Below are 17,501 nucleotides of genomic sequence, written 5' to 3'. Positions count from 1 at the left end.
AATAGAATTAAACTTTTTATTCCCATAATGTTAAGATGGTAGACAAAAATGAAAATAAACAGGAAAGCGGTGAAGAAATGCAGGGCGGTGGTATGGGCATGCGCGGCGTAACCAGACCCATGGCCGAAAAGGAGGTGCGGGAGCACAACAAAAAAATGCATGGGGAGGGCAAGCAGCAGCATGAGGGGCATCAGCATAAAAAAGAAGAGCACCATAACATGATGATGTCGGAGGACATGCGCGAAAAAATGCTGCACATGCACCATATGCAAACGCTGTGGGTGTATTGGATGATCATCATCCTGGGGGTCTGGGTGCTTCTCTCTCCGCTCACCTTCGACTACGGCATTGGAACTGTGCAGCCATCTGGCGGCAGAAGCGTGTGGCTTTCCCTGGAGCAGCGTATTTCCTTCATGAAGTGGAGCGACATTATCAGCGGTACTTTGCTTATTTTCTTCGGCTGGCGAGGCCTTACACCTAACCGGCCCATCAGTATCTGGATCTGTTGCTTTATCGGTGTCTGGCTCACCATGGCGCCTATTGTTTTCTGGTCTCCTACGGCAGTTGCTTACCTCAATGATACCATGGTAGGAGCGCTCTTGATTGCTCTAACCATACTTATACCCGGTATGCCCAACATGATCATGTACATGAAAATGGGCCCCGACACACCTCCGGGCTGGAGCTATAATCCCTCCAGCTGGCCGCAGCGCTGGATCATGATGGTGCTGGGCTTTATGGGTTGGGTGGTATCGCGGTACCTGGCAGCTTTTCAACTGGGTTATATTGATTCCGCCTGGGACCCTTTCTTTGGGGAGCAAAGCGAGCAGGTGCTTAACTCTGCCATGTCGCATTCCATGCCCATCTCTGATGCGGGACTGGGCGCACTGGCTTATACTTTCGAGTTCCTGATGGGCTGGATGGGAGCACCCTCACGGTGGCGCACCATGCCGTGGATGGTAGCCTTTTTCGGCATACTTGTCATTCCCCTGGGGCTGGTACACATCTTCCTGGTCATCAGTCAGCCGGTGGTGGTAGGAGCCTGGTGTACCTTCTGCCTTCTGGCTGCCCTGATCATGATCCCGATGATCCCGCTAGAAGTGGATGAGGTGATTGCCATGGGGCAGTTCATGAAGAAGAAAATGAAGCAGGGTGAAAGCTTCTGGAAAATCTTCTGGAAGGGCGACACTATTGAGAGCGATGAAAAAGATGAGGCTCCTGAAATGATGAAGTTTCCGCAGAAGCCGGGGGCGGTGTACAGCGCCTCTATCTGGGGAATCAGCTTCCCCTGGACATTGTCTCTCGCCATGCTTTTAGGAGTTGCCCTGATAGCTGCACCGGGTGTGTTTGGAGTAGGTATAAAAGAGACAGTGGCCGATGTTTTTCATTTAAGCGGCTCACTGATTGTGGTGGTGGCAATCTTCAGCATGGGAGAGCCACTGCGCATCTGCCGCTACATCAATATTTTACCAGGCTTGGCCGTGGCTGTCGCGCCATGGTTCCTGAGCAACAGCCCTATAGGATTGAGTATAACTGGTGTGGTGATAGGTTTGGCCGTGGCAGCCTTGTCTTTCCCACTAGGTCCTAAAACACAGCGTTACGCCGGTTGGGATGAGTATATTAAGTAAAGGTGTGCAGCCTGATGAGCAGGTGCTTTCAGATGAGGAGATAAGAGCGGGTGTGCGGGAGGTACTTTACAAGAATATGATCAGTGGCAGGAAAGCAGGCTTTAACTATCATTACACCAAACCTTCTCCTGGTACTTATCCCTTTCAATATTTCTGGGACACCTGCTTTCATGTCTTTACCCTCACCGCCCTGGGTGAGGTGGACATGGCGAAAAAGCACCTACACAGCCTATTCGAGATGCAGCGTCCGGATGGTTTTGTAGGGCATATGAGTTACTGGAAGCGCTTGTGGCCTGCACCTTTTACTGATTTGCTGCAGCTCAGGCCCCGTGATGTGCTGCAACTATATAAGCCCCACATGTCTGCCCTGATCCAGCCCCCTGTTGCGGCCCAGGCCGTGCTTCGGATTTACCAGCACAGCCAGGATTTCTCTTTTGTAAAACAGCTGCTGCCAAAACTGAGAAAGTACTACAAATGGCTGGCGCAGAACCGTGATTTCGAGGGCGAGGGACTGCTTTCTATCATCACACCGTTTGAGTCAGGTATGGACTGGAAGGCGAGCTACGATCCTTTGCTAAAGTATAGCAAGGGCAAGGCAGGTCCGCTGCTTTTCTGGAAAGTGCTGCAGGTAGATGCGCACAACTTCCTGAAAGGATATAACCTGCCCCGCATCTACAAGAGCAATAAGTTTGTAGTGAAGGATGCTGCCTTCAACACCATTTATGCGCAAAACCTTGAGGCCATGGCAGCACTGTGCCGGATAGCGGGAGAGGGAGATGGTGGTCATTTTATGGAGCTGGCAAAGCAGACGGAGAGGAGTATACTTCGCTATATGTACGAAGAGGAGGATGCTGCTTTCTATGACCTGTACGGGCCTCATTTCAAGAAGCTGCGGGTTCGAACTGGTACTATCTTTTTCCCGGTTGTGCTTAAAAGTGTGCCGGATGAAGTGTGCCGGAGGGTGCTGGAAAGGCACCTGCTGCAGAAGGACGGCTTTCACGTGCCATTTCCTGTTCCGTCACTTGCTGTAGATGAACCAGCTTTCAACCCCAACGGGTCGCTCTATATCTGGCGTGGGCCAACCTGGGTGGTGTTCAATTGGTTTCTGCAAGGGTACCTGTTAGAAAAGGGCTATCAGCAGGAAGCGCAGGAGCTATTGAATAGTGTTAAAAGGCTGATCAGCAAGAGTGGTTTCAGAGAATACTATGATCCGTTTACCGGCGAGGGACATGGGGCAGAGGAATTCACCTGGTCGGGCCTGGTGGTAGATATGATCAACCGCCAACGCAATGGGTTTGAAAATGGCTAAAAGAAGAGGCTGTAGGTTAAGAACTGTATACATCATTCCACGACCAGCCATCCATCTCCAGTAGTGCAGTTAGTACTTTACGCCGCTCTTGCAAGGTTGTGTTGAAGGTTTGTGCTGTTTCATCTTGCTCCCTTAGCGGCATGTCTCCTTCTCGCAATTGCAGGAGGTTAGGAGTCGGAGCTGCCTCTTTGGTGGATGTATCCCTCAGAAAGCTACCTTGTACCATATCCAGAAATGCATCGATGGTTGTTTGCAGCATGTTTAGCTTTAACCTATTAATCGCTTCTTCTCCTGCTATGCCATGTTGCAGAAGCTTACTTGTTTCATCCAGCTTTACCAAGGCTGGAGCAATGCTATGCTGTGGTTTACTGTTATGGAAGTAGTGAATAACAGGGTAGGAGTGGTGGTTCATGGTATGCTGCATAAGCATCTGGCATAAGTCGGATGTGTTATCGAAAAAGGAAGAGAAGCTTTTCCCATTCCAGCTGTTCGTTAGGATCTGCTGTGGTGATTTGCCCATGCTGTTAATGTAGAGACTGAGTTTACTTTGCAGACCAACAGCGGAAAGCACCGGCACAAAGTAAGTGATTGAGGCAGTAATAAATGCAAGTCCGGAGAAGGCTGCCACACCCGTAACAATCCGCCAGGTATTATTAGAAGCGATATAATCTCCAATACCTAAAGTTGAAAGTGTAAAACCAGCATAATAAAGTTTTTCCAGGGCACTTGCACTGGCTTTTGTCTGACTGTTTACAATGGAGTCCGCATCACTAAGTAACACCAGGAAAAGGCCTGACCACAAGCCAATAATCCATGTTAGTAGGATAGAAACAAGTATCGTTGGGCCAGCATAACTTAGCAGCTTCGACTTACCGTCTTTACCTGAGGCAGAAAAGTAAATTAGCCAAACCCGTTTTGTTATAAAATTAGTTAGCTTGCCCCCACCCATTGTGGACAGGGTGGTTTTGATAATATCCAGTGCAGTAACAAGAAAAATGAATGTACCGAGGCACAGGAAGAGTATGTTCATAAATTGCGTGTATCTACATTAGTTATGCCTTCTAAACGAGTTTAGAGCTGTTTTGTTAATAATACAGATATAATAGGCTATGATGCTGATTGTTAAGTTTTTTAGGATTTACTAGCAGGGCTTGTCTTGTCTGTACTTTCAGTTTTATCAAACCTAAAGTGCAGGATCAGGTATAACAGGAACAGTTTCATCAAAATAATATAAAAACTATGAACAAAGACTTAATGAGCACGCTAGCTCAATGTGCAGCTGCCTGCAACCATTGCGCAGTATCCTGTTTACAGGAAGACAATGTTAAAATGATGGTTGACTGTATCAGGTTAGACCTGGATTGTGCAGCGATTTGTAAAGCAGCTTTAGACTATATTTCACGCGACTCGCGTTATGCAGGTGATATACTGCAGCAGTGCGCCAAGATTTGCCGTGACTGTGGCGAAGAGTGTAACAAGCATGAAGCAGAGCATTGCAAAATGTGCGCTGAAGCCTGCTTTAAGTGCGCAGAGGCTTGTGAGCAGCAAGTAAACGTTTAGTATATTTCACGATACAAGTACAAAGAGAGGCTTAAATGTTATTGAGCCTCTCTCTGTATTTCTGCTCAGTAGTAGTTTTGCTAACGCACCCAAAAACTAGCAAAGGGATAACCTTCAACGGGTGGATGATTTAAGCTTCTTTTCATACCTTGTGATACAATAAATAGCTGCTAATCGAATAATTCATGACCTTTTTCTCGCACATTAGCTTAGGGTTTATAGTTCACATGGTCCTGCATGTATTAGTGCCTGTAGCTGTTGCATGGTTTTTTTATAGGCACATGTTCAAGCGGGCTACTTTACTGATGCTTTCAGGTCTTCTGATTGATTTAGATCATTTGTTAGCAGATCAGATTCTGGATCCGAACAGGTGCAGTGTAGGCTACCATCTACTCCATGCGTACTGGCTGATACCAGTGTATGTGCTGCTGGCGCTTATACCTAAAACAAGGCTGATAGGCTTAGGTCTGGTCATACACATCATACTGGACTGGCTGGATTGCTTAAGGCAGCAGTTGCATTTGTTCTAAAGATTCTACTTGCTATGCCTCGCGAAATGAAGCTCACCAGTCAGAGTTCGAACTACCCGTCTTTACTTTCATTTTACTAAGCTTTTGATACTCTGCTTGAGGAGCAAGTTTTAGCGGGGTACCATCAGGTTAGGGAACACACGCAAGTATACCTGTGCACTTACGGGCAAATCTCCGTAGTACTCGTGCAGTTCGCTGCTGCCTCTAAACACACTTACTTGTGCCCCAAGGTGTAGATTTATACTTCCGAGCTGTGCTACCTGCCTGTTTGCTCCAATAGTAAGGGCCTGTATACCAAAAAGAGCGTCGTGGCCAAAGGTATCTTCCTCAAAGCCTAGTTCTTCGGCCGACTTCTGCAACCACTCATATCGCCCGTACAGTGCGTACCGATCATTCTGATAGTTGGATTCCAGAAGTACAGAGTGCTCTTTATGATGTGCGTCTACGTAGTTGTAGCCCCAGTTAAGCGTTGTTGTAAAAAAGCGGTTGTCACCAGCCAGTTTGTTGCCATACAAAACGGAGGCTGTCGTGCGGTATACGTCTTCCTCAGGCTCTGCTACCTCTGGGCTTTTTACATAGGCATGCGATGCCTGTAAGCTAAATTGCGTTGAAGGGTTATAGGTAACTCTGATTGCACGAGAGTCGAAGCGGGGCTTGTCAAAGTCGTACCGCTCCTCATCTGGCTCACGCCCGGTAAAGGAGGAGCCTTCCAGCTTAAAGTTGCGATATCTCACTCCCAGTGTAGCTACCCCAAATGTAATATGGGTGGCATCCTGCCAGTGGTGGCCTAGCGGTGAGTCCGGATTGTTTAGCGCTGAGGGGCGGTGCATAAAGGCCACATTGCTTAGTGCAGGTTCTCCAGGGTATCCCAGGTAAACGAATACATCTGTATCTTCAGATAGCATATGTATATAGCCAACTGAGAGCTCACTAAAAAGGTCATGTGGGTGTTGGCGGTCAATCAGCGGAGAACCTTCGTATGTTTCTCCTGTCTGGAAGAGAAGTGGGTAACCGTTTCCTCCAACAGTTAATGGGTCAAGGGAAATCATACCGCTAAAGCGAAAAAGCCCTCTGTTGCCAACAAAGCGCTGTCCCATCAGCATGATCCAGTTAGGTGCATCAAACTGGCTGTCGCCACGGTTACCTGCCTCAAACACATCCTGGTTGTTGTAGCGCAGAAACAGGTTATAGTGTAACATAAACATCCAATCTTCCCGGTGATACATGTTGCCATACATCGGTGACTCGTCAGGAAGCCATCCTGTACCGGAGGCATTTCGGTTCATAGGGAGGTTGCGGGAAAAGGCATGAGACATAGGCATGTCTCCATGTTGCACATTCATATGCTGTTGATGCTCCATGTGCTTAGTCGTATCCTGAGCCTGCTGCTGGTGGCCCTGGTGTTGAGCTACAAGCGGTACAAGGGTTGCAGATAGCAGAAGAACTGTTAATATGGTTTTCTTCATAGTTTTCATGTTGTGCAGAGTTCTTTATCAATGTTTACGCTACTTTATCTGCCTGCGTAGTAATTGAGCATTTATGGCTACAATTACAGTACTCAGGCTCATCAGTGCTGCACCTACAGCAGGGGAAATCATAATGCCTTGCTGATACAATACACCTGCCGCCAAGGGCAGTGCTACAATGTTGTAGGCTGTGGCCCAGATCAGGTTCTGGATCATTTTACGGTAGGTGGCTTTGCCAAAGAGGATGAGCGAAGCGATGTCCTGCGGATTACTGTTTACCAAGATGATATCAGCTGTTTCGGCAGCTACATCCGTGCCGGAGCCCACCGCAATGCCTACATCGGCCTGCGCCAGCGCGGGAGCATCGTTCACGCCGTCGCCCGTCATGGCCACAAACTCGCCCTGCTGCTGTAGCTCTTTCACCTTTTCCTGCTTCTGATGAGGCAATACGTTCGCCAGATAGCCATCCATGCCCAACTTTTCGCTCACGCTTTTGGCCACCCGCTCATTGTCGCCGGTGAGCAGCAAATTTTTGATGCCGTTCGCTTTCAGCACCTTAATGGCCTCGGCGGATTCAGCACGTATCTGGTCGCGGAGGGTGATATAACCTATCACCTGGCCTTCTACCAATACATATACTACTGTTTCCACGCCCTCTTCCGCCTGGCTCTGGGGCACCTGTACGTTGTATTCTTTGATGTAATTCGGCCCAACCACTTTTACATCGCGTCCTTCCACTGTGCCTTCCAGTCCTTTACCGGGCAGGTAATTGAAGCTATCCGAGGCGGGCACGGCAATACCTTCTGCCTTCGCCTTGTTCAGGATGCCTTGAGAGATATAGTGCTCGGAGTTCTGCTCCACGCCAGCTGCCAACCTAAGCAGCTCTTTCTCGCTATAAGCCTGCTGAAACACCACTACCTGCGCTACCTCATGGGAGCCTTGTGTTAGGGTACCTGTCTTGTCGAAGATGATGGTGGTGATATTGCGGGAGTTTTCAAAGGCTGTTCTGTTGCGGATCAGCAGGCCATTGTTGGCTGACACAGCTGTAGAAATAGCCACCACCAGCGGAATGGCTAAGCCAAGGGCATGCGGGCAAGAGATTACCATTACCGTTACCATGCGCTCCAAGGCAAAGTCCAACTCCGCGCCGGCAATAAGCCAGGCGCCAAACGTACCGAAGCCCGCGGTTAAAGCCAGGTAGGTAAGCCATTTGGCTGCTTTATCAGCCAGCCGCTGCGTCTCCGACTTTGTCTTCTGGGCATCCTGCACCAGCTTAATAACCTTATTCAGGTAGCTGTCTTTTCCGGTACTTACCACGCGCACCTGCAAAGCGCCATTTCCGTTGATGGAGCCTCCGATCACCTGGTCTTCTTTTACCTTCTGTACTGGCTTGCTTTCGCCGGTCAGCATGCTTTCATTCAGGTAGCTTTCACCCTGCACAACCACGCCATCAGCAGGTACCTTCTCACCGGGCTTTACCAGTATAATATCTCCCTGCCGCAGTTCCTCCACCTTTACTGTGTAGATCTGCCCGTCCCGGATTACCTGCGCTTCAGCAGGCATCATGCTTACGAGCAACTCCAGCGCCTTGGAGGCACCCAATACCGAACGCATCTCTATCCAGTGGCCCAGTAGCATGACCACGATCAGTGTAGCCAGCTCCCAGAAAAAGTCCATCCCCTCCAGGCCAAAGGTGACGGCTGTGCTGTAGAGGTAAGCTACGCTAATGGCTACCCCGATCAGCGTCATCATACCCGGGGACCCTTTTTTGACTTCTTCTGCCAAGCCCGTTAGGAAAGGCCAGCCGCCGTAAAAGAAAATGATGCTGGAAAGCACAAAGGCAATGTACATGCTGTAGGGCACCTCGAGCGTGTAACCCAAAATATGCTGCACCATCGGGCTTAGCACAATCACTGGTGCCGAAAGTACAAACGACACCCAAAAGCGCTTTTTAAAGTCCTCGATCATCATCCGGTGATGATCATGCCCATGCCCGCCGTGTTCGCTATGGTCATTGTGCGGTGGATGGTGGCGCGTATCTCCGTGCATTGCGTGGCTGTGCCCATGGAGAGCTTTCTCCTCCATTCGTTCTTCCACTCTTCCAGCTTTGGCTTGGTTTTCCTTTTTAGAGCTGTGATTATGAAGGTGATGATCGTGGTTCATAGTTTTACCTGTTAATGATTTCGTGATTCTATTTATTCGGCTATTTAACTGCAGCTAACAGAAGCAAAAGTAGAAATCTCTAACCCCCATTATGTTATAACTTTCTGGCTATGTGTTATATAGTTTTCATATAAGGATTAGGTATTAGCTTTGAAGCTGTACACAGGGTAAAGTACATAAGGAGAAATGGTTTTAAATTGTACTCAGCTTTCTTACTACTTGCAATGAAACACTTGTAAAGCTGCCAGTGCCGGTGCTACCTTAGCTGCCATTTAACAGAGACATATTTTAATCTACGCTTATCCATGACAAAATCATCCAGCTTTTTCTTCGCCTTTGCTTTAAGCGGCCTCCTGTTTGGCTGTAGCCAGACACCAGTAGAACAAGAAGCACCTGAACAGCAAGCTCACCATGCAACAGCTCATCAGGTTAAGGAGGAAGAGGGAGTTCTTTCCATAAAAGCACAGTCTGAGCCCGATACGCTGAAGGGTAGCCTGAAAGCGGAGGCGCACGGAAAAATTGGACCGGCTCATTTTACCATTGCTTACCACTCGCCAGCTGTGCGCGGAAGAGTGATTTGGGGCGGACTAGTGGCTCATAACCAGGTATGGGTAACAGGTGCCCACTCAGCAACCAGCCTCGAAACAGACCATCCAATCACTATAGGAGGAAAAGAGGTGCCAGCGGGAAAATATGCGCTGTTTACCATACCGGGTGAGCAGGAGTGGACAGTAATCATCAACAAGAACTGGAATCAACACCTTACCGACGACTACTCAGAAAGTGAGGATATGGTACGATTTACAGTGAAGCCTGAGCCTGCAGAACATCAGGAGCGTTTGCGTTACCAGATTGTTTCAGAAGGTGATAGCAAGGGAACTGTAGTTATCAGCTGGGATAAGCTGAAAGTGGCGTTACCGGTAAGTGCGTAATGCCTTTGCGTAAGCAGTTTAAATAACCCTTCCTTTGCAAAAAGAGTAGAGCAACAGTGTACTGCCTGCGTAAAGCAAGCTGTGTAGCTGTACCAAACAAAAAAATGCTATGGAATTAATCAAGTTTAAGACAAACGTACAGAATCAGGATGCTTTATCTAAAGTAGCTCCTTTTCTGGACAAGGAAGAAAGTATAAGCAAGTGGAATATCGACACTGAAAGTGACGACAAGATCTTGAGTGTATCTGGTGTAAACCTGGACCCTCAGACGGTGGAAAACGCCGTAGAAAAAGCAGGTTTTAAAGCAGAAATAATTCGCGTGATGGGCATTGGCGGCGGGGATTTGTAATACCCTAATAATTGGCTGATGTGCTGTATTAACTGAAACTATCCAGCCCTTTCTGGGACAGGTGGCATGCCTGTAATAGAAAGGGCTGAATAGTTTTATGGCTTTTTAGCCTGGGCTGCTGAAGCCTTTGTTCTCTATAATAGATATATCGGCATACTTGTCCGGGTTGTTTTTAAAGCTCTTCTTCACAAAAGGGCAGTATGGAATCACGCTTAGCTTTTTGGACCTGGCGTAATCAGTCATTGCCTCGATTAATTTTGTGCCAATCCCCTGGCCCTCTAGTTCCTTCTTAACCTCCGTGTGGTAAACCGACATCTCCTTGTTGGCTATACTCACAATCATCTCGGCAATGCGTTCACCGTTCTCCTCGATAGCAAACACATCTTTGTCGTTGGGTATATACTTAACGTTATCCATTTTCTTGCGCTGTTATTTGTTCACTCCACCAAAGCACATGTACTTGATCTCCATAAAATAGTCTAAGCCATACTTTGAGCCTTCCCGCCCGAACCCGGATTCTTTTATGCCTCCAAAAGGAGCTACCTCTGTTGAGATCAAACCTTCGTTAATGCCTACCATGCCGTACTCCAGAGCCTCGGCCACACGCCAACAGCGGTTTACGTCTTTGCTGTAGAAGTAAGAAGCTAACCCATACTCAGTGTCGTTCGCCATTTGAATGGCTTCTTCATCTGTACTAAAACGGAAAACAGGAGCCACTGGTCCGAAGACTTCTTCCCGCGCAATAATCATATCTGGTGTAGCCTCTGCCAGTACAGTTGGCTGAAAGAACAAGCCTTCTATACTTTCACCACCAGTCATAACCTTGGCACCTTTGTCTACAGCATCTCGGATGTGTTCTTTTACCTTTTTCAACCCTTTCTCATTGATGAGTGGCCCCACCTGTACATCGGTATCCAGTACATCGCCTGTTTTTAACTCCTGTACTGCCTTTGTAAACTTTTCTACAAATTGGTCATACACGCTGTCTTGCACCAGTATGCGGTTTACGCACACACAGGTTTGCCCGTTGTGGCGGTACTTCGATACTACGGCCCCTTTCACGGCCTCATCTATATCGGCATCATCAAACACAATAAACGGCGCATTACCTCCTAGCTCCAACGAAAGCTTTTTTAAAGTAGAGGCACTCTGGCTCATCAGAATCTTACCAACAGGGGTAGAGCCCGTGAAAGAGAGTTTACGCACTTTAGGGTTTTCGCAAAGCTCTTTGCCTATCTCACTGCTGTCCGAAGTGGTAATGGTATTATACACTCCTGGAGGAAAACCCGCCCTCTCGGCCAGTTCGTTTAGCGCCAGGGCAGTTAGAGGTGTTTCAACAGGAGGCTTGATAACAACAGGGCATCCGGCAGCCAGTGCAGGACCAACTTTGCGGGTGATCATAGCCAGCGGAAAATTCCACGGAGTGATAGCTGCTGCCACGCCTACGGATTGTTTGATTACCACCAGTCTCCTGTCTTTGGTATGCGGAGGTATCACATCGCCATAAGCACGTTTCGCCTCCTCAGCGAACCACTCCACAAAAGAGGCCCCGTAGTTCACCTCGCCCAAGCTTTCTGCCATCACCTTACCAGATTCTATGGTCACGATGCGTGCAAGCTCTTCCTTGTTCTCCATGATCAGGTCAAACCATTTCCTCAGGATGGCAGCTCTTTCTTTTGCTGTCATGTCGCGGTAAGCTGGCCAGGCAGCATCAGCCGCATCAATAGCTTTACGCACATCTTCTCGGTTCATGTCCGGTAGCGAAGCAATAACTTCACCTGTGGCAGGATTTGTAACCTCAAGCATTTTTCCACTTGCAGCTTTTACCCACTGCCCGTTTACGTATGCTTCTGTTTTTATCAAGTTTTGCTGTTCCATCTAGTAACGTTAAAATCTAAAACCTATAAAGCTTACTGGCTTCACTTCTGTCCTGCATCTAAATCACTTTGTGAAAGCTCAAGTTCAGCCTGCCTGTCTGGCAGCTATTTTTTATGATGCAGACTCTCGTGATGCTAGTCTAGCTCGAAACTACAACATAATAACCAAAAGCGGTGACAGTGGGTTTTTATGCATACTACACCTCTGGACAATTTTAGTTCTTGTATTTGCTGCCTGAGTTAAACTAGTTCGGTGTTTTATTTACTGCCCTCTCTTTTTACTTAGCCTTTGAGAAGCATTAGTTGGTTCATCTTGTCATCACGGTATGTTGCTCTCAAACATACATTAACGAACAGGTTAACAGGATCTTCGTACAAACTACCTCTCTATAAGGAGAACCCGAACAGTTTCCTGGCAATGCAGCGGAGCTTGTATGTTTAACCTAAAACCATTTAATGTAAAAACTATGGCAAATGTAAATCTGGCAGTAATTTACTACAGTTCAACAGGAACAAACTATCAGCTCTCTCAGTGGGCTGCAGAAGCCGCCAAAGAGGCCGGTGCAGAAGTCAGAATAAGAAAAGTAAAGGAATTGGCACCTGAGTCTGCTATTGAGCAAAACCAGGCATGGAAGGAGCATGTTGAGGCTACTAAAGATGTACCGGTTGCGTCGCACGATGACCTGGAGTGGGCAGACGCGATCATCTTTAGTGCACCTACCCGTTACGGTAACCTGCCAGCCCAAATGAAGGAGTTTATCGATGGTACAGGTGGCTTGTGGTTCCATGGCAAATTGGCTAACAAAGTTGTTAGCGCCATGACGAGCGCACAGAACCCACATGGAGGCCAGGAGGCAACCATACTTGCCCTCTACACCACCATGTATCACTGGGGAGCTATTGTGGTAGCGCCAGGTTATACGGATCAGGTGCTTTTCCCGGCAGGTGGTAACCCATATGGTGTGAGCGTTACTGCAGGTGGGGAGGGGCTAAAACCAGAAGCCCGTGAGGCCGTGTTCCACCAGGCACGACGTACTGTTACTGTAGCCCAGTGGGTTAAACAAGGGCTACAATCATAAAAAGCATGTAATATAAAAAAGAGCCAGTCAGGGAAAACCTGACTGGCTCTTTTCATTTCAGATCCCTCATGCAAAGCAGGAGAGGGGCTGATTATACTTCAACAGGGCTAGCCGTTAAATTAGATTTACACTAGCAGCAACCATCAATGCCGCAGCTGTTTCCTTCTACAGCTATGTTTTCCAACACAGGAGCTACTTGGGAGAAAACTTGCTGGAAAGCTTCTGCTGGCTGGGCACCGCTTACTAAATATTTATCATTGATAATGAATGCTGGAACACCTGTGATGCCAGCAGCTTGTGCCCACTGCTCCATCTTGCGCACTTCTGCTTTACCTTCTTCGCTTTCAAAGAATCCTTCCAGGCGCTCTGCAGGAATTCCATTAGCGACACCAACCCCTTTTAGTACGGCTGTGTCGTTCATGTTTTTGCCTTCAGTAAAGTAGCTGTAGAAAAGCGCATTAACTACCTGCTTCTGCACACCATACTCGTTGGCAAGCCAGATTAGTCGGTGACCGTTAAACGTATTGTTAACCGTAGCCAGCTTGTCGAAGTTGAAAGTTACACCTTCTTCTGCGCCAGCACTCGTCATACGCTCGTTCATAGCGTCTAACTGTGAGACGATAGAAGGGCCGTAGCTGTTCTTGAAGTACTCCAGCCTGTCAACGCCTTCTTGCGGTATACCTGCATTCAGCTCGAAAGGCTTAAAACTAACTTCAAAAGTATACTGCTCGTTTGCTGTATTCATCGCCTTTTTCAGGCGCTGCTCCCCGATGTAGCACCAAGGGCAGTTGATATCAGACACAATGTCTATTTTAATATTTTGCTTAGCCATTTTTAGTCTTGTAGTTGTGGTACTTCTGGTATCTGTCAGTACCTTAAAAGTTTACGTTCTAAAGTTGTTTGTTCTTACTGTACTATAAACAGCTTTTCTTTTTGCCTTCTTACCTTTGGTAGCTTTGCCAGCCAGTCGTTTTCTGTGTCACGATACCCAAGAGGCATGATCGTTACGCTTCGCAAACCTTGCTCTTTCAGGCTGAGCAGCTCGTCCAGGGCAACGCTGTCAAAACCTTCCATTGGGGTAGCATCCACCTTTTCGGCAGCTGCCGCTATCAGGGCCGTGCCAAAAGCAATATATGCCTGTTTTGCTGCCCACACGAAGTTCTGCTCTTGCGTATTTTTGGCAGCGATGCTCAACAATGTGTTTTTAAAATCAGCCAGACCCTCTTCAGGCATGTTCCTGACACTGGCAGTGTGGCTGATATAGTCTGAAATATGCTCAGGCGTAATATCATCCCAGGCTGCGAATACTAACAGATGCGATCCCTCCACAATTTGCGGTTGGTTCATGGCGATCGGCTGTATTTTCTTTCTCAGTTCCTCGTCTTCGATAACCAGCACCGTGTAAGGCTGCAGGCCCATAGAAGAGGGTGCAAGGCGAATTGCCTCTAGAATATTTTCAACTTTATCAGCCGGTACTTTTTGGCCATTCATTCGCTTGGAGGCGTAACGCCACTCCAGTGACTCTAATATCTTGCTCATGTACGTATAACAGATTTCTATTGGTAATAATTCAGTACTAAGTTCCTTTTAGTAACCAAATTTAATCGTTATCTTTGTAGATGTCAAGCAGGCACTTTAGTCGTACTAAGTATCATGGAAGTAACTAATGCTGAAAACCAGAAGGTTAAGGTTCTGGAAAAAATAGAGGAAATTGTAGCAGGCAATCCTTTGGCAGATAATTGCTGCCCCATAAAAGACATCATGGGCCGCTTTGGAGACAAGTGGTCAGTTTATACCATTCTGATGCTGGGACGCAAACAGAGGTTGAGGTTTAATGAGTTGAAAGGCTTGATATCGGGTATATCTCAACGCATGCTTACGGTAACGCTGCGCTCCCTGGAAGAGGATGGTTTAGTTGCCAGAACGATTTATACAGAAATACCTCCAAGAGTAGAGTATGAGCTGACTGAGTTAGGACAGAGCCTGCTACTGAAACTGCTCGACCTGGCTGATTGGGCGAAGCAGAATTCACAGCAGATTATGAAGGCGCGTAAACGCTACGCCTCGAAAGGAGCACCTAACACCAGTAGTGAAGTATAACAACCACGACTGTTCTTTTTTGAATTCATAAAGACGCTTCAGAAGTAGTTTTAAATGTTATACAAAAGCAAAGCGGCTCCAAACATTGGAGCCGCTTTGCTTTTGTATAGGCTACTGTGCTTTGCTTACCGCTCGGGCTTAGGTCCAGTATAAAATCGGTGCCTCAGGGAAGCGCCTTTTCAGTTCGCTTTCAAAAAAGCTGCGCAGCATATGCATGGTAACAGCAGGATACACATATTTCTTGCCCCCGAACTTGTTAAACTTCATGGAACGGTTGCTCTCGTCAAAGTCTACCTGCGTGTTTGGATACCACTCCTGTAGCAGCGACTTGGAGCCAGGCGTAAAACGGTGGCTTATCAGCTCAAAAGTTACCTCGCATGGAAAATCCAGTGCCTGTTCCAGCTTATCCAGTAAGTCCGTATACTGCTCCTCCCAATCTGGTAGCGGCATGATCGGGGCAATTACCAGACCCACTTTGTAGCCTCCGCCTCCCTGTACTTTTGGCAAGGCCAGCTTCCGAATAGCAGCCAAGCGTGCCTCTATAGAAGCTGTGCCTGCCTCCATTCGCCGGGCTATAAACTCAGCATTTATACTTATCCTCGGCTGTGTATTGCCATTGTGTTCTATGTCTAGCAACCCATCTACCTGATCAAACTTCGATACCCAGCGAAGGTGCATGCCCTTCTGTTCACCAAAGAAACGAATGGTTTCTGCCAGGCTTCCTGTAAGGTGCTCGATACCTAAAGGATCGGTATAACAGCTTGCCTCAAAAGAGGTTATCTTGTCTTCCTGCTTGTAGTTAGGCAGGTTGTGCAGTATAGTTGGTAAGTTGGCAAATGCTCTAGTAACAGGCGGCCCCTGCAAGCTACCAGCCAGGTAACAATACTGGCAATGCGCCGGACACCCTTCTGCCAGGTGAAACTGCCAGTCGGCTGATGGAGGGATGGGCTGCAGCTTTAATGCACTAGGTGGAGCTGTTACTACAGCAAGTGTGCTTTTAGCTTTACGGTAAGTTTCCCGTTCGTCCTCGCCGCGCAAACCTACAATCCTGTTTTGCTTTAGCTCATGCACAGGAAGCCCTAAAGACTTCGCCCGCCCATATATCTGCTGCCCCCAAGGTTCTTCCAGGGCTGCAGGTGTAATAAGTACTTGCTTTGGCATCCATAGTTTTGAGATGGGTTGTTTTGGTTTGGTGATTACCTTATCCTGAACTGCTTCCATTCGGTAGTTTTTCTTGATGATGTTGTTATCTGATGCCTCAAAAGGTCTTGAAAATGAGCAGTTTGAAGCTACTAATTCAACATAATTACTACCACTTAAATTCAGTTAGCAGTATTTTAAAATAGATTACAAGTAACTGTATATCAGTATGTTAAAAATTAGTTTAGAAGAACATAAAGGCTTGTTACACTGTTGTGTAAGGGTATGCAGAAACTGAATCCGACTACTATTTTCTACACGGCTGATGCTCTGAACGAGCGAGGCAAAGCAGCATTGTTAAGCTATCCAAATGCCGACCAACAGCAGATAGTGCAGCACAACAGGTTACCCTCCGTAGATGGTAATCATTACCAGGTAAAATCGAATGTGCTGGTACTGGGCAGGCTGAAAACTCTGGTTTGCAGGGAGAGTGGCCGCAGCTCAGATTTTATCTCACCTAGCCTTGCCAACGGTTGTTTAGGAGCCTGTGCTTATTGTTATGTGGATCGCAACAAGCCGGTGAACCCTATTACCCTTTTCACAAATACAGAGGAGATATTGGCCGCCGTAGATAAGCATGTTCAGAAGCAGGCTTGGCCAAAAGTGCCGAATCAAACTCATACACACTATTATACTTATGATATTGGTTGCAACTCTGACGTTTCGGTTGATGCTTCTATTTCCGATAGTGTAGAGACCACTGTAAAGTTCTTCCGAAACCACCCAAAGGCCTTTGCCACCTTTGCCACGAAGTTCGTGAACCAGGAGATGCTGGCTTATGATCCGCAGGGTAAAACCCGGATAAGGTATAGTCTGCTACCCCATAGGGTCAGCAAGCTGGTAGATGTTCGTACAGATACATTGGAAAAGCGATTAGCTGCCATCAACGACTTTTACCATGCTGGGTACGATGTGCATGTAAACTTTTCGCCTGTTATTGTTTATGAAGGTTGGCTGGAAGACTATAGGCAGCTGTTTGAAAGGTTAAACGAAGTAGTGCATCCTAAGCTAAAGAGTACAATGAGCTGCGAGGTTATCTTCCTGACCCATAACCAATGGCAGCATGAGTTAAATCTTTCTATAAATCCTATGGCAGAGGAGTTGATCTGGGCACCAGCCATACAGGAAACCAAGAAGAGCCAGTTTGGAGGTATAAATGTGCGTTACCAGTATCAGCTAAAAGCCCAGTGGATAAGCGAATTCAGAAGGTTGCAACAAGAGGTTATACCTTGGTGTGAAATCCGCTACATTTTTTAACTGCCAAGCCTGGCCTTAAGCTGTCTTTATACTTGCCAACTTGAGTTGATG

At 47.3% G+C, this 17,501-nt stretch carries 17 protein-coding genes; 9 read left to right on the top strand and 8 right to left on the bottom strand.

The features are described from left to right. Positions 1-35 precede the first annotated feature (35 nt). Positions 36-1,628: a vitamin K epoxide reductase family protein gene (locus PKOR_RS20595; protein WP_046313179.1), complete on the top strand. Its 1,593-nt coding sequence runs from the start codon at positions 36-38 to the stop codon at positions 1,626-1,628. After that, on the top strand, positions 1,612-2,937 hold the full coding sequence (locus PKOR_RS20590) for an amylo-alpha-1,6-glucosidase (RefSeq protein WP_046313177.1): 1,326 nt from the start codon (positions 1,612-1,614) through the stop codon (positions 2,935-2,937). Before PKOR_RS20595 ends, PKOR_RS20590 begins: the two co-directional genes overlap by 17 nt. 16 nt (positions 2,938-2,953) lie before the next feature. Here PKOR_RS20590 and PKOR_RS20585 read toward each other — a convergent pair whose 3' ends face one another. Beyond that, a complete protein-coding gene (locus PKOR_RS20585; protein WP_046313176.1) occupies positions 2,954-3,967 on the bottom strand; it encodes a potassium channel family protein in 1,014 nt (337 codons plus the stop codon). Positions 3,968-4,176: 209 nt separating this feature from the next. Between PKOR_RS20585 and PKOR_RS20580 the strand changes: the two genes are divergently transcribed. Together PKOR_RS20580 and PKOR_RS20575 are read left to right on the top strand one after the other, a co-directional pair. Then, positions 4,177-4,497 carry a four-helix bundle copper-binding protein gene (locus tag PKOR_RS20580; protein WP_046313174.1) on the top strand — a complete coding sequence of 107 codons (321 nt, stop codon included), beginning with the start codon at positions 4,177-4,179 and terminating at the stop codon, positions 4,495-4,497. Between the two features lie 185 nt (positions 4,498-4,682). Continuing rightward, entirely contained in the window at positions 4,683-5,027 is a 345-nt protein-coding gene (locus tag PKOR_RS20575; protein WP_046313172.1) for a DUF6122 family protein, read from the top strand. Between the two features lie 110 nt (positions 5,028-5,137). Here the strand turns inward: PKOR_RS20575 and PKOR_RS20570 are convergent, their stop codons facing one another. Further along, on the bottom strand, positions 5,138-6,493 hold the full coding sequence (locus PKOR_RS20570; RefSeq protein ID WP_046314712.1) for a TonB-dependent receptor: 1,356 nt from the start codon (positions 6,491-6,493) through the stop codon (positions 5,138-5,140). Between the two features lie 39 nt (positions 6,494-6,532). Continuing rightward, a complete protein-coding gene (locus tag PKOR_RS20565; RefSeq protein ID WP_046313170.1) occupies positions 6,533-8,656 on the bottom strand; it encodes a copper-translocating P-type ATPase in 2,124 nt (707 codons plus the stop codon). Positions 8,657-8,961: 305 nt separating this feature from the next. Between PKOR_RS20565 and PKOR_RS20560 the strand changes: the two genes are divergently transcribed. Both PKOR_RS20560 and PKOR_RS20555 read left to right on the top strand, forming a co-directional pair. Continuing rightward, positions 8,962-9,588, top strand: a complete 627-nt coding sequence (locus tag PKOR_RS20560) for a DUF2911 domain-containing protein (RefSeq protein WP_046313168.1) — start codon at positions 8,962-8,964, stop codon at positions 9,586-9,588. A gap of 109 nt (positions 9,589-9,697) precedes the next feature. Further along, a complete protein-coding gene (locus PKOR_RS20555) occupies positions 9,698-9,937 on the top strand; it encodes a hypothetical protein (protein WP_046313166.1) in 240 nt (79 codons plus the stop codon). 105 nt (positions 9,938-10,042) lie between these two features. Here PKOR_RS20555 and PKOR_RS20550 read toward each other — a convergent pair whose 3' ends face one another. Then, on the bottom strand, positions 10,043-10,354 hold the full coding sequence (locus tag PKOR_RS20550; protein WP_046313165.1) for a GNAT family N-acetyltransferase: 312 nt from the start codon (positions 10,352-10,354) through the stop codon (positions 10,043-10,045). Positions 10,355-10,366: 12 nt separating this feature from the next. Continuing rightward, a complete protein-coding gene (locus tag PKOR_RS20545; RefSeq protein WP_046313162.1) occupies positions 10,367-11,815 on the bottom strand; it encodes an NAD-dependent succinate-semialdehyde dehydrogenase in 1,449 nt (482 codons plus the stop codon). 466 nt (positions 11,816-12,281) lie between these two features. Between PKOR_RS20545 and wrbA the strand changes: the two genes are divergently transcribed. Then, positions 12,282-12,893, top strand: a complete 612-nt coding sequence (wrbA, locus tag PKOR_RS20540; protein ID WP_046314711.1) for an NAD(P)H:quinone oxidoreductase type IV — start codon at positions 12,282-12,284, stop codon at positions 12,891-12,893. A gap of 130 nt (positions 12,894-13,023) precedes the next feature. Here the strand turns inward: wrbA and PKOR_RS20535 are convergent, their stop codons facing one another. Continuing rightward, positions 13,024-13,725, bottom strand: a complete 702-nt coding sequence (locus tag PKOR_RS20535; RefSeq protein ID WP_046313161.1) for a DsbA family oxidoreductase — start codon at positions 13,723-13,725, stop codon at positions 13,024-13,026. Between the two features lie 74 nt (positions 13,726-13,799). Continuing rightward, positions 13,800-14,432, bottom strand: coding sequence for a nitroreductase family protein (locus PKOR_RS20530; protein ID WP_046313159.1), 633 nt, complete (start codon positions 14,430-14,432; stop codon positions 13,800-13,802). 114 nt (positions 14,433-14,546) lie between these two features. Here PKOR_RS20530 and PKOR_RS20525 point away from each other — a divergent pair, with 114 nt between their 5' ends. Then, entirely contained in the window at positions 14,547-14,993 is a 447-nt protein-coding gene (locus tag PKOR_RS20525) for a winged helix-turn-helix transcriptional regulator (RefSeq protein WP_046313157.1), read from the top strand. Between the two features lie 138 nt (positions 14,994-15,131). On the opposite strand, the gene PKOR_RS20520 is transcribed toward PKOR_RS20525, so the two are convergent. Continuing rightward, positions 15,132-16,214, bottom strand: a complete 1,083-nt coding sequence (locus tag PKOR_RS20520; protein WP_235336900.1) for a spore photoproduct lyase family protein — start codon at positions 16,212-16,214, stop codon at positions 15,132-15,134. A 204-nt stretch (positions 16,215-16,418) separates the two neighbouring features. Between PKOR_RS20520 and PKOR_RS20515 the strand changes: the two genes are divergently transcribed. Next, positions 16,419-17,450 carry a spore photoproduct lyase family protein gene (locus tag PKOR_RS20515; RefSeq protein ID WP_046313154.1) on the top strand — a complete coding sequence of 344 codons (1,032 nt, stop codon included), beginning with the start codon at positions 16,419-16,421 and terminating at the stop codon, positions 17,448-17,450. Positions 17,451-17,501: the final 51 nt, after the last annotated feature.

Source organism: Pontibacter korlensis (assembly GCF_000973725.1).
In the GTDB taxonomy this organism is placed as follows: Bacteria; Bacteroidota; Bacteroidia; order Cytophagales; family Hymenobacteraceae; genus Pontibacter; species Pontibacter korlensis.
The sequence above is the reverse complement of the archived record's forward strand: the minus strand, read 5'-3'. Positions and strand labels throughout refer to the sequence as shown.

Coding starts and splice junctions, on each gene's coding strand:
- wrbA (WP_046314711.1), top strand. CDS start 12,282: ATGGCAAATGTAAATCTGGCAGTAATTTACTACAGTTCAACAGGAACA.
- PKOR_RS20560 (WP_046313168.1), top strand. CDS start 8,962: ATGACAAAATCATCCAGCTTTTTCTTCGCCTTTGCTTTAAGCGGCCTC.
- PKOR_RS20520 (WP_235336900.1), bottom strand. CDS start 16,214: ATGGAAGCAGTTCAGGATAAGGTAATCACCAAACCAAAACAACCCATC.
- PKOR_RS20565 (WP_046313170.1), bottom strand. CDS start 8,656: ATGAACCACGATCATCACCTTCATAATCACAGCTCTAAAAAGGAAAAC.
- PKOR_RS20590 (WP_046313177.1), top strand. CDS start 1,612: ATGAGTATATTAAGTAAAGGTGTGCAGCCTGATGAGCAGGTGCTTTCA.
- PKOR_RS20545 (WP_046313162.1), bottom strand. CDS start 11,815: ATGGAACAGCAAAACTTGATAAAAACAGAAGCATACGTAAACGGGCAG.
- PKOR_RS20515 (WP_046313154.1), top strand. CDS start 16,419: ATGCAGAAACTGAATCCGACTACTATTTTCTACACGGCTGATGCTCTG.
- PKOR_RS20570 (WP_046314712.1), bottom strand. CDS start 6,493: ATGAAGAAAACCATATTAACAGTTCTTCTGCTATCTGCAACCCTTGTA.
- PKOR_RS20595 (WP_046313179.1), top strand. CDS start 36: ATGGTAGACAAAAATGAAAATAAACAGGAAAGCGGTGAAGAAATGCAG.
- PKOR_RS20550 (WP_046313165.1), bottom strand. CDS start 10,354: ATGGATAACGTTAAGTATATACCCAACGACAAAGATGTGTTTGCTATC.
- PKOR_RS20575 (WP_046313172.1), top strand. CDS start 4,683: ATGACCTTTTTCTCGCACATTAGCTTAGGGTTTATAGTTCACATGGTC.
- PKOR_RS20525 (WP_046313157.1), top strand. CDS start 14,547: ATGGAAGTAACTAATGCTGAAAACCAGAAGGTTAAGGTTCTGGAAAAA.
- PKOR_RS20580 (WP_046313174.1), top strand. CDS start 4,177: ATGAACAAAGACTTAATGAGCACGCTAGCTCAATGTGCAGCTGCCTGC.
- PKOR_RS20535 (WP_046313161.1), bottom strand. CDS start 13,725: ATGGCTAAGCAAAATATTAAAATAGACATTGTGTCTGATATCAACTGC.
- PKOR_RS20585 (WP_046313176.1), bottom strand. CDS start 3,967: ATGAACATACTCTTCCTGTGCCTCGGTACATTCATTTTTCTTGTTACT.
- PKOR_RS20555 (WP_046313166.1), top strand. CDS start 9,698: ATGGAATTAATCAAGTTTAAGACAAACGTACAGAATCAGGATGCTTTA.
- PKOR_RS20530 (WP_046313159.1), bottom strand. CDS start 14,432: ATGAGCAAGATATTAGAGTCACTGGAGTGGCGTTACGCCTCCAAGCGA.